Genomic DNA, 12,012 nt, shown 5'->3' on the forward strand with positions numbered 1-12,012 from the left:
TATGAGCTGCTATTGTATGTTCCAGAGTTATTCGGATACTTCTAAATCAGATACAATCGCATCCAGGTCCTTCTTAAGCTGTTTCATAGCATCTTCTGTGGATGAATACTTATCAGTAAGTACCAGATCTTGGAGCACTTCCGCCCATTTGGTCGTACACTCGAAGAAGTACGGCTGAGGCGTAAACTGAATCGTTGCATTTTCAGATAATACGTCGATAGATTCAAGGTAGTTGTCTGCTTTTCCGACAATCGCTTTGTACTCATCACTCTCCATAACGGATGTACGCGGCGTATCCGGGCTAGCACCGTCAGTTCCTGCATAAAGCATGTAATCCGGGCTCGTAAAATACTGGATGAAATACCATGCGGCATCCTTATTCTTAGAATCAGCATTCATAGCAAGTGACCATATCCATACATTTGCCTTCATATCCTCTTCTGTCTTTCCTTCAGGAAGCGGAATCGTGGACCATGCGATGTTGCCTGACTGGTCAGATGCGCCTTCGTAGTTCTGGAAGTATCCGGCACTTGTAGCGTCAAATAGCATAGCGGCTTTTCCTGCGCCAAGGTCTGAGCTCGCCTCATACCACGTATAGTTGGACCACTGCGGAGCGCCTGCTTCTTTTATTAATTTCACCCAGTAATCCGTCATTTCAATCGCTTCTTTTGAATCCAGCTGGCATACGAGCTTGCCGTCTTCAATTGCAAAGTCTTTTCCGCCCCACGTAGCAAACAATGACATGTATCCAGGATGAATCGTAGCCCATTCACGTGTACCGCGTACTGCGATGCCATAAGAGCCGGAGCCGTTAAATTCGTCGAGCGATTTTGCCGTCTCAAGCAGCTCGTCTGTAGTAGTCGGAACCGTTATTCCTTTTTCCTCAAATACCTTCTTGTTGTAAGCCAGGTTATTCAGTTCCCATCCCATCGGGAGTGCCCACTGGGAGCCTTCGCCTACTGCATGCCCCGGAACAAGGTCCCATTTAAGAGGTTCTACCGTTGCACTGATAAAGTCATCATAATTGTAGTCGGCTGCTGTCTTGGATGCGTCGTTTATGTAATCTTCCAATGGTTCCATATAGCCGGCTGACGCGTATTCCCATACCTGATATGCACCGGTCATATACACATCCGGAGTACCGGAGCGGCTGCTCAAGGATGTATTCAGCTTGTCAAAGTAATTGGATTCCGGTGTGGATGAATATTCGACCGTAATACCTGTCAGATCTTCAAACTCTTCAATTTTGGATATTACCGCTTTTGAATAGTTATGTTCATTGAACATTACATTGATCGTCGTGCCTTCGTAGTTTTTCCAGTCAAAGTCCTCGGCCTTGCCGCTCGATTTTGCCTTGTCATCATCGCCGCCGGAATCGGAACCTTTGCCGCATCCTGCCAGCATCGAGCCAACCATCACTGCACATAGAAGAACACTGATTACTCTTTTTTTCATACTTCTTTCCTCCCTTTTGATACATTCTCTGCATAAAAAAGTGCTTCTTTTTTCGGTTTACCTGCCCGATTTTTTATGCATTTTGTCTAAAGCCAGTATATTCCCAATTCTGTCATTTGTCAAGCATTTTGTCATTTGTCTTATTTTATGCCGTGTTTAAGGTATTTTTGCACTAATATTTCCTATATTTTATTCGTTCTTTTGTCTGTTTTTTCTTTAACAACGTTCTTTTTCCTTGCAACCATCTGTTTTTTATTGTATGATTACTCCATAAACTGATACCCGGAGGTCCGTACTTATGAAGGTTTTTGAATATGACGGCGGCTTTATGAAGGCCGCTCTCCTGCTGAGCCGTCTGACTCTCTTAAACATCATCTGGCTCATATGCTGCATCCCGATCGTTACGATCGGTCCGGCGACAGCCGCCCAATATTATACGGCTAACCGACTTTTTTGCGGCAGTACTGAAGTCCTGCAGAATTTCAAGGCCGGTTTTAAGCTGCACTGGAAAAGGGCAGCTGTCATCTGGACCGCGTTCGCGCTGCTTTCCGCAGCATTCGCGGCAGCGTGTTACATACTGACGGCTGCAGCCGTGCCAGGCAGTACCGCCCTGATATCCATATCCGGCCTCGCCTATCTGACGGCTGCGCTCACCATGCTCTGGGTATATCCGGTTATGATAAACTTTACCGGCAGTTTCGCAGAGATACTGTTCAATTCTTTTGTGTTCACTTTCATGTATGCACCTGTGACGCTCATTGCGGCCGTGTTTTATGGTATTTCCGGATTCTTGTTCATCCGTTTCACTTTTACCAAAGGCCTGTGTATCCTGTTCGGCCCGTCCCTGATCGTGTACGGGATACTCATCTTGTTTGAAAAAGTGTTCAGGAAGTACCGGTAATTGGGGGTTTAGTAATGTAGACGCCGCTGGGGAGGTATGGGGCAGATGCTCCGATGCGTCCGGGAACTGCGACTATCACACAGATTCCTAAGCCTGTGGAATGTTCGCCGATAGCGGCTCTCATCCCACGGGCCAAGGAATCTGGTGAGGATTCTCCGTCCCTTCCGCTTACACCTTCGCATCTGTCCCATACCTCCCCATCGGCTATCCACTTTACTGGCACGGGCGGGGAGCCGGGTGGGAGATGCGCAGGTATAAGCGGGAGAGGCGGAGAATCCTTTCCGTAGCCCTTATCCTGCGGGATGTAAGCCGCTATCGGCGCGCATTCCGCAGGGTTAGGGATACGTGAAATAGTCGGAGCCTCGTACGCATCGGAGCAGATGCCACCCGGCTCCCCGCCCGCGTCCACTTTACTTAAACTCCCCAGTTAAAACTTGAATGCCACTTTAAAGTCGCCGTATTTTCCGGATGCATAGTCGAAGGCTTTTTCCCACTCCTCAATGCGGAACATGCTTGAGACGACGCCTTCGGTCTTTAAGCTGCCTTTCATCATATTGTCTATGACGAATGGATAGGCATACGGACTCAAGTGTGCCCCAAGGATATCCAGCTCCTTCCTGTCTCCGATGATAGACCAGTCGACAGAGGTTTCTGCCCCGAACACGCTGAATTCTACAAACCGGCCAAGCTTTCTTGTGATTGCAAGCCCCTGGATGACGCTGGATGGATGGCCTGTGGCTTCGATATATACATCACAGCCGTAATCGTCAGTCAAAGCTTTTATCTCTTTGTCAATATCGCAGGTTCCCGGATTGAACACAAGATCCGCACCGAACTCTTTCGCCTTTTCAAGACGGGCATCCTGCATGTCCAGTACAATTAATAGTTTGGGATTTTTCATCCTTGCATATGTAATCATGCCGAGGCCGAGCGTCCCTGCGCCGGATATGACTACGATGTCTTCATTCGTGATGCTTCCCCTGTCTACTGCGTGTTTGGAACAGCCATAAGGTTCTACAAGAAGTGCCTGCTCGATGCTCATATCTTCGGGAACACTGCTGATTACACAGTTCTTTGGATACCGCACATACTCCGCCATACCTCCGTTATTATATGACTGGAAGCCCAGCATATCATGAGGCTGGCACATCCAATAATGGCCATCTTTGCAGAACCGGCATTTTCCGCATGGAACGATCTGATCCGCAATAATTCTGTCTCCCAGTTTATAGCCTTCTACATTTTCACCCATTTCCACGATACGGCCGAAAAATTCATGGCCAGGTATAAACGGAGGCTTTACCCATGCCGGCTGTACAGCGTCACCCCAGAACATAGCAGCGCCGTGGCTGCACTTTAAATCGCCGGCACAGATGCCGCACGCTTCTGTCTGAATGATAATATCGTCCGGCCCGCAATCCGGTACGGGATATTCGGCTTCAAAGCGGTAGTCATCTTTACCGTATGCCACTAAGGCCTTCATCGTTTTCGGGGTACTTCCTTGGTTTGCCATAATGTTTCCACCTTTCATTTTTCATCATATTATTCTATACCTCGAACTGTCCCCAGACAGTATCAAGCGCTCTTACCACTTCGCGGTACTTTTCATATTTCTTCTGGTAGACAGCAGTCTTGTCTCCATCCGGATATATCCGGTCCGATATATGTACCATATGGTCTGCAGCATCTTTATAATCTTTGTACACTCCTGCCGCGATTGCCGCTGCCATTCCGCAGCCAAGAGCTCCCAGCTCCTTGGCCTCCACCGTCTCGATCGGCAGGCCCAACGCATCCGCGAACATCTGGACCCAGACTTTGGAATTTACCGCGCCGCCTGCCATGCGGATGGCCTCCGGCGGTTTCCTCGAAGACAAGAGGCGCTCGATATGAGTCCGGTGGGAATATGCCACACCTTCATAGACAGCTCTCAGCATATGTGCCTTGTCATGATAAGTAGTAAGTCCGACAAACGCTCCTTTCCCGAGCGGATGGGCATTGGAGCCATACAGGAAAGGCAGGAAATATACATCCGATTCTTCCGGCTCTATGCTGCTTACCTTTTCATTTACTACATCGTATATTGTCTTTCCATCCGGTATCTGCTCTCCTTCCATGCAGTTTTCCAAAAACCATTCCAGATTGCCGGAAGAAGTGGCACTGCATTCTTCTACCAGATAATATCCCGGTACGGCAAACAGCGAATTCATCGCGATGCTTCCATCCAGTACGGGTGTCTCGGAGATATATTCGTTAATGCTCCAGGTTCCGGCTATCGTACACAGCTTTTCCGGTGACATGACATCCACCGCGACGGCACAGGCGTCGATATCAAACATCCCCCCTGCCACAGGTGTCCCTTCCAGGAGCCCGGTAAGTTCCGCCGCCGCTTTTGTAACCGTACCGCATAAGTCATACGAATATCTTACCGGGGCCAGTTTGTCATATACCTCTTCTATGCCGAGCTTTTCCAGTATCGTCTTGTCGAACCTTGCATGCTTCACATCCATGAGACCGGAACCTGAGATGTCTGTGGCTTCACTGTAGGCTTCCCCGGTAAGGCGGAAGCGTATATAATCTTTTACAGAGAATACATACTCCATATTGTCGTATACATCCCTGTGATGCTCCTTGAACCACGCAAGCAGCGATACCTGCTGACAGGCCATAAGTTCCTGGCACAGCTGGCCGCGCAGCTCGTCATATGCTCCGTTATCATGCCATCTTTTTGGATATTTCCAGGCGCGGCTGTCGGTAGAGATAATTCCGTTATATGCAGGCTTGCCGTCTTTGCCCCAAGGATACAGCCCTTTCCCATGCCCGCATACAGCTATTCCAAGTATATCAGCGCCATCCGTCCCTGCCTTCTCAAGCGCCCGCTTAACACAGTCACAGTTAGCCAGCCACAGTTCCTCCATATCACGTTCTGTGTAGCCCGATTTCGGAGTAATAACTTTCGTCTGTCTTCCGGCTGAAGCGATTTCCTTTCCTTTCAGATCAAAGATAGCTGCTTTCGTGGATGTGCCGCCGTTATCCAGACCAATTACATACTTTCCCATTCTCAGAACTCCTTTCCGAACTTCTCATGCGCTGATATCTTCCGGCAAGCCAAGCAGATGCCTGGCCTTTTCAAACTGCTCCTCAAGAAAAGCCCTGTTCGCCCGCACGATCTCTCTCCAGTTCTCTTCCCCGCAGTACCAGAATTCCGCAACATATCTTCTGACTCCCTGCTCATATAGCTTTGCAATAGCCATCGGGAAGTCAACCTGCCCTGTCCCGTATGGAATTTCTCTAAATTTTCCAACCACAGTCTCTTTCAGATGGGCCGCCGCGATGTGCCCTCTTCCGGTAGTGATATCTCCCGCTACATCGCTCGTGGCATTGAAGATATTTCCAATATCAGGGTACACCTGGAGATACGGTGAATTTACCCTGTTTACGCTGTACATGGCTTTTTCCACCGTATTCATGAAATCATTTTCCATCGTCTCGATAGCCAGCATTACACCATGGGAAGCGGCAAACATCGTCCCTTCTTCCAGATTTCTATAAAATCTTTCTCTTGTCGCCTTATCGCTCGTCTCATCATAATAGCAGTCATACCCCTGCGTCTGTATCAGCCGTATGCCCATTTTCCCGGCAAACAGAATACCCTTGCGCAGAAGCTCTCTGGCCTCTTTTTCCCACTTTCTGCTCCCTAGCGGATATTTCCGCTGTGCACTGAAGCAGATCGTCTCGATGGGGATGCCCACTTTTTTCTGTGCTTCCAAGAGCCCGCTTATCTGATCATCACTCCAGTCAAGCCGGGACATTCTCATATCTGTCTCATCAATGCTCATTTCTATATAGTCAAAACCGGCTTCTTTCGCAGCCGACAGACGTTCTTCCCATGCCAGCTCTGCGGGCATAGCTTTCTCATAGACCCCGATCCTGTATGTATTCCTATATGTCATATCTCCCCTCCTTTCTCCGTTTTGTGCAATTTATATATTTTAAATGATTTTACAAGAACAATTATACGAGTACTGCACAAAAAAAGCAATGACATTTTTCGGTTTATATTACTTTTGTAATTTCGGGGCATAAAAAGGCGGCCAGAACCTTGCGCCTTACAAAGTTCTGGCCGTCCTGCCGTACGCCTAGTTAACTGATGCTGCCTGGATACAGTTGCCGGCAACCCACTCCTTCACCTTATCCCTGAGTATATAACGCCTGACGGCATCCTCGGGGGCTTCTTTCTCCATCGCTTCTACATCTTCATAGCCCATCTCTTCCGCCAGCTCCTTTTTTACTTTCTTATACTCTTTCACTTCTGTATTTTCAAGCACCTGCTCCCATGCCGTGTCCATAAGTTCCGTCTGTATGTACTCCTTATTGTTTTCTTCCAGAAGCTTTTTCACTTCTTCTCTATACTCCTCAACGGTATCCGACTCCTTTATATCTGGATATGCTAATATGATCATTGGATAACTGTCCTGTGGCACAGCCTGATAACGCCACCGCCACCCAAAGAAAGACCGCACACGCTTATGTTCTTTTTTTCATTTTCCGTACCTCCCATTCTGTCGTATCCCGCACCGCAGCCTCCATGCCGGATGTTGCTGTACTATCTTGTTATAACACATTTCCATCGAACAAAAAAGATAAACCATACATTTTTCACATTTAATTACATTTGTCCATTCTATGTATCTGTCTCTTTCTTATTTCCCGCTCATGTACTATAATGGTACCAGAGCCAAAGGGCATGCAGAGCATGTCCATTATCGTACATACATAAGGAGGCTGATATGATAAAGCTGATTGCTAGTGATCTGGATGGCACACTTCTGCAGAATGGGGCGCAACGTCTGAATCCAGAAGTATTTGATATGATAAAAACATTGAAAAGCCATGGCGTTTTATTTACGGCTGCCAGCGGGCGGCAGTACACGAACCTGCGGCGTCTGTTCGCACCGGTAAAGGATGATATTGCCTACGTGGCGGAAAATGGCTCCCTGAGCATCTATGAGGGGAATACTCTTTCAAAGGGTACGGTCAGCAGGAACCTGGGACTTCGTATTATCGACGCGGTCCGCGAGTACGGCCGCTGCGAATGTATCGTATCGGGGGAGCGGATCTGCTACACAGATTCACGGAATCCCCGCTTCGCGAAACATATGTTGGATGTTGTCGGCAACGACATGGAATTTGTAGATGATTTAAAGACAGACGTAAAAGAGCCCTTCTTAAAGCTGGCGCTCTGCGACTTTGACGGTACCGCACAGACGGAGGCATATTTTAAGAGGCTCTTTTCAGATGAGATCAAAATCGTGACATCCGGCAATATCTGGGTCGATTTTATTACCCCGGGGGCCAACAAAGGGGCCGCGCTCCAGGTACTACTGGATCATCTTAAGATTGACCCGCAAGACTGTATCGCTTTCGGCGACCAGTGCAACGATGAAGAGATGCTTCAGCTTGCAGGCAAAAGCTATGCCATGACTTACGCCCCTCCGGCTGTCATACGGCACTCCACTTGTACGACAGACTCGGTTGAGGAAGTGCTGGCCGGTATCATCAAGGAGCTTGATAAACCGGCGTAATCCGCAGGCCTGTCTGTTGGCTGCGGAATACGCCGGCTCTATGATTCTGTCTATTTCTTTTGTCCATAGTATGCATTTGCGCCGTGTTTTCTGTAGTAATGCTTATCCTGCAGGTCCTGCGGTGCAGGCCGCACCTGCGGGTTGATCAGCTCACAGCGGGCTGCCATCTTCGCGACCTCTTCCAGGACGACCGCGTTGTGTACCGCTTCGTCCGCATTGCTCCCCCACGTAAAAGGACCGTGGTTCTTACAGAGCACGGCAGGCATTGCCATGTATTCTTTTCCTTTGAAGTGTTCTGCTATCAGAAGGCCTGTATTCTTCTCATAGGCCTCTTCTATCTCTTCTCTCGTAAGATTGCGCACACATGGAATCTCCCCGTACATGTAATCAGCATGAGTCGTTCCATAGCAGGGGATGCCTCTGCCGGCCTGGGCCCAGCTGGTCGCCCATTCGGAATGGGTATGTACGATTCCCCCCATATCTGGAAATGCCTTGTAAAGCTCAAGGTGGGTCGCCGTGTCCGATGAAGGATTATATTCCCCCTCAACTTTATTCCCATCCAGATCCATAACTACCATATCTTCCGCTTTCAGCTTATCGTAATCCACACCGCTCGGTTTAATGACAAACAGTCCCTTTTCTCTGTCTATTCCACTTACATTACCCCATGTAAATGTAACGAGTCCGTACTTTGGAAGCAGCATATTTGCCTCATACACTTCTTTTTTTAACGCTTCTAACAAGTTCTTATCCTCCTTTTATCTCGATATTTTATAAAGCTATACTACAATACATGTCCGTCGAATACAAGCTCTAATCCTTTTACATCATTCAGGCAGGAATCTTTCCAGACCGAAGGATGTGAACGTAATCGATCTGAAGCATCTCACAGTTACGCCAGGGATGATTGATGCTCATGTGCACGGCAATCTGATGCGATGGCAGGAAACAGACAACATACTCTGCCCTAATATCTGTCATATCTTTTCTAAATTACATTGGCTTCCCAACAGTCTTAACAATATAATTTTTGCTCTAAAAAATGCTATCCACAGTATTTTTTAAATTTTTAAGATCCACATCCAAATGTTTATACATATCAACGTAATATGGATATAACTTGTCATATACTTCTACCCATTCATCTACCGGCTGAATAATTTCATTTACTTTCACGATATTCTCAACTGCTTTGGTAAGATCTGGGAACACGCCTACTTTGTGTCCGACAATCAGCGCATCTCCCACTGGAACATCTCCTGATTTTTCATCCAACAGATATACCGGCATTTTCAACATGGATGCCTTAATCCGTGACCATGTACGACTCTTTGCTCCTCCACCACAAATTCTGAGAACATTTGCTTTTGCACCAGATTCTTTCACTGTTTCCATTACATGTCGAAGAGCATATGCAGTACCTTCGAATACGGAACGAACCAAATCACTTCTCTTCATATCCATTCCCATTCCAATAAACATTCCGCGGGCATATTCATTCCAGAGCGGTGCTCTTTCTCCTAAAAGATATGGGAAGAAGAATAAACCTCCGGCTCCTGGTTTTGATTCCAATGCCAGTTCATTTAGATATGTATAAATATTTTTATTATGTGCCTCTGCATATGCGCGTTCTTCTGCTGCCATTGTTTCTATAAACCATTTTAATGCTGCACCGCTTGTCTGAATAGGCGCATCAAAAATCCATGGCATACCATCAATAGCACATGGTTTTGTAACAACCGGGATATCTGGTGCACTTTTCACATCACTTCCCACAAACACAAGAGATGTCGTTCCGGATGATTCGCCTGCTTCTCCCAGTCGACTCATACCTGTTGCATACATAGATGCCATTGCATCGCTACATCCTGCGACAACAGGAATTCCGGCAATTAATCCAGTAGCTTTCGCTGCATCCTCTGTAACAAATCCAATAATATCGTTTACTAACTGTGGATTTGGAAGAACTTCATCAAGATCGATTCCGATAACATCTCCAATCTCCTTGGACCACTTCATTGTGGAAATGTCAAGGCACTGGGTTCTGGATGCCTGGTCAATATCTGTTGTCATTTTTCCGGTCAATTTAAAGTTAATATAGGAACTTGCCTGTAAAAAGCAGGCTGTCTTCGCAAATAATTCTGGCTCATTCTTTTTGAACCATAACAACTTGTTTGGAAGAAATGCAACTGCCGGCTGCCCTCCTACAATCTCCACAAAACGATCAAAACCGATAGTATCTACAATATAATGTAACTCTGCTGCCGAACGATCGTCTTGGTAAGTCATTGCATTTCTCAATGGATTTCCTTCCTTATCTACCGGAAGCATTGTTACTGTATGAGAACTGACCGAAATACCTCTAATTCTCTTTACAATATCCTCTCCTGCTTTTGATGTTAATGTGCGGAATATCTCAACTGTATTATCCCACCATTCATGCGCATCCTGCTCTTGCATATTTGGGCCTGGAGATAAAAATTTACTTGGTCTGCTTGCCTCAGCAACTACTGTTCCATCCTCTGCAAGTATGATCGCTTTTATGTTTGTAGTACCGCAATCCATTCCTAATAAATAATTTTCAATTCTTGCCATAGCGATTCCTCCGTACTGTCATTATAACAAAATGTATAATTATATTTCTTCTATAGAAACCATAACAAATTCTGAAGCACTTCTCAAAATTGTATTTTCCGTTTTATAGAGGAAATTTTGGGTCATTCTTCCGTTTTGTTGCCGTTTGTATACGGAAATAACCCGTTTGCCTTTCTCCTCTTCCCTCATCTATACTAAATGTACAAACTTAATATTGAAAGGAGCTGTTCACGCTATGAAAATGAAAGCAGCATTAATGTACGGGCCAAATGACATCCGTGTAGAAGAAACAGACAAACCACTCTGTCCAAAGGATGGTCTGATTTTAAAAATTATGTCTGTCGGACTTTGCGGTTCAGACATTCGAAACCTTACAACTGACTCCCGAAAAGGAAATTATCCTTTTATCTATGGACATGAAATTGTAGGTTTTGTAGATGAAATCGGGGAAGAACAGATAAAATATAAAGTAGGAGACCGTTTATTTCTTTTCCCTGGAACATATTGTATGGAGTGTGACGAATGCATCAGCGGCCACAGTGAAAACTGTTCCAACACTGCTGTAGCTAAACTTGCCGGAACCGGTGGATTTGCACAGTATGTCGCTGTAAGTGGTGAAAAAATCCGCCGTGGAGGTATCTATGATATTCCAGATGATGTATCTTTTGATGCCGCAAGCCTTGGAGAACCTCTTACTTCTGTATTTGCCTGTCTGGAAAATGTAAAAGTAGGTTATCCAGATACACTGGTCATTATCGGTGCCGGTCCAATCGGATGTTTTATGGCACAACTTGCAAAGATTCGTGGTGCCCAAAAGGTTATTATGATTGATATCAACGAAAAGAGACTTGAAATGGCAAAACAATTTGGCATTGATATCACAGTTAATAGCTCAGATGAAGATCCAATCGAGGCAATCAAAACGCTTACCGGTGGAAAAGGTGCAGCCAAAGTTATCTCTGCCACACCTGTCAATGCGACACAGACCCAAAGTATCCATATGGTTAAAAAAGGTGGTCTGGTAGTATTCTTTGGCGGAGTTCCAAAGGGATCTATGACAGAACTCGACTGTAACCTGATTCATTACAACAACATCTGGATCAAAGGACACTTCGGTGCTTCCTACAGCCAGTCAAAAAGAGCCTTCCAGCTGGCAATTTCTCCAGCCTTCCCGACTGAGAAATTTGTAACACATATTCTTCCACTGGATAAAATCAACGAAGGTATTCAGTTAACAAAAACAGGAGAAGCAATCAAAGTTGTACTCCATCCTTGGGATTAATCCTATTTCCTCCCTCTTTATAAATAGGGTAGAGGGAGAATGATTTTCTCGTCCCTCCCATTGATTCGTACGTCAGACTGTCTAACAATTCTTATATGATAAGTCTGATGTACGGTCTTTTTTCTATTGCTGATATTTTTTGATATTAAATATAAAATTTTTCTATATCCTCTATCTGTAATTAGATATTGATCCAA

General features: G+C 45.9%; 11 protein-coding genes. 3 read left to right on the top strand and 8 right to left on the bottom strand.

Annotated elements, in window-relative coordinates; translation table 11 throughout:
• Positions 1-27 precede the first annotated feature (27 nt).
• Positions 28-1,455: an ABC transporter substrate-binding protein gene (locus E1963_RS15935; RefSeq protein ID WP_132280088.1), complete on the bottom strand. Its 1,428-nt coding sequence runs from the start codon at positions 1,453-1,455 to the stop codon at positions 28-30.
• 298 nt (positions 1,456-1,753) lie between these two features.
• Here E1963_RS15935 and E1963_RS15940 point away from each other — a divergent pair, with 298 nt between their 5' ends.
• The gene (locus E1963_RS15940) at positions 1,754-2,356 is read left to right on the top strand and encodes a DUF624 domain-containing protein (RefSeq protein ID WP_132280091.1); all 603 of its coding nucleotides are present in this window, start codon (positions 1,754-1,756) and stop codon (positions 2,354-2,356) included.
• Here E1963_RS15940 and E1963_RS19470 read toward each other — a convergent pair.
• The 5 genes from E1963_RS19470 to E1963_RS15965 form a co-directional block, all read right to left on the bottom strand.
• Positions 2,340-2,765 carry a hypothetical protein gene (locus E1963_RS19470; protein ID WP_145964196.1) on the bottom strand — a complete coding sequence of 142 codons (426 nt, stop codon included), beginning with the start codon at positions 2,763-2,765 and terminating at the stop codon, positions 2,340-2,342. The two genes, E1963_RS15940 and E1963_RS19470, sit on opposite strands and share 17 nt — an antisense overlap.
• 18 nt (positions 2,766-2,783) lie before the next feature.
• Positions 2,784-3,869 (bottom strand): alcohol dehydrogenase catalytic domain-containing protein, encoded by a 1,086-nt coding sequence (locus E1963_RS15950; protein WP_132280097.1) that lies wholly within the window; start codon positions 3,867-3,869, stop codon positions 2,784-2,786.
• Positions 3,870-3,903: 34 nt separating this feature from the next.
• Positions 3,904-5,412, bottom strand: coding sequence for an FGGY-family carbohydrate kinase (locus tag E1963_RS15955; protein ID WP_132280100.1), 1,509 nt, complete (start codon positions 5,410-5,412; stop codon positions 3,904-3,906).
• Positions 5,413-5,436: 24 nt separating this feature from the next.
• Entirely contained in the window at positions 5,437-6,306 is an 870-nt protein-coding gene (locus E1963_RS15960; protein WP_132280103.1) for an L-ribulose-5-phosphate 3-epimerase, read from the bottom strand.
• Positions 6,307-6,492: 186 nt separating this feature from the next.
• A complete protein-coding gene (locus E1963_RS15965; RefSeq protein WP_132280106.1) occupies positions 6,493-6,816 on the bottom strand; it encodes a hypothetical protein in 324 nt (107 codons plus the stop codon).
• Positions 6,817-7,143: 327 nt separating this feature from the next.
• On the opposite strand from E1963_RS15965, the gene E1963_RS15970 reads away from it, so the two are divergent.
• Entirely contained in the window at positions 7,144-7,938 is a 795-nt protein-coding gene (locus E1963_RS15970) for an HAD family hydrolase (protein WP_132280109.1), read from the top strand.
• A 50-nt stretch (positions 7,939-7,988) separates the two neighbouring features.
• On the opposite strand, the gene E1963_RS15975 is transcribed toward E1963_RS15970, so the two are convergent.
• Positions 7,989-8,681, bottom strand: coding sequence for an L-ribulose-5-phosphate 4-epimerase (locus E1963_RS15975; protein WP_066580618.1), 693 nt, complete (start codon positions 8,679-8,681; stop codon positions 7,989-7,991).
• Between the two features lie 292 nt (positions 8,682-8,973).
• Positions 8,974-10,533 carry a xylulokinase gene (locus E1963_RS15980; RefSeq protein WP_132280112.1) on the bottom strand — a complete coding sequence of 520 codons (1,560 nt, stop codon included), beginning with the start codon at positions 10,531-10,533 and terminating at the stop codon, positions 8,974-8,976.
• A 235-nt stretch (positions 10,534-10,768) separates the two neighbouring features.
• Here E1963_RS15980 and E1963_RS22825 point away from each other — a divergent pair, with 235 nt between their 5' ends.
• A complete protein-coding gene (locus E1963_RS22825) occupies positions 10,769-11,815 on the top strand; it encodes a zinc-binding dehydrogenase (protein WP_201272051.1) in 1,047 nt (348 codons plus the stop codon).
• Positions 11,816-12,012: the final 197 nt, after the last annotated feature.

It is taken from the genome of Extibacter muris (genome assembly GCF_004345005.1).
Classification (GTDB): Bacteria; Bacillota; Clostridia; order Lachnospirales; family Lachnospiraceae; genus Extibacter; species Extibacter muris.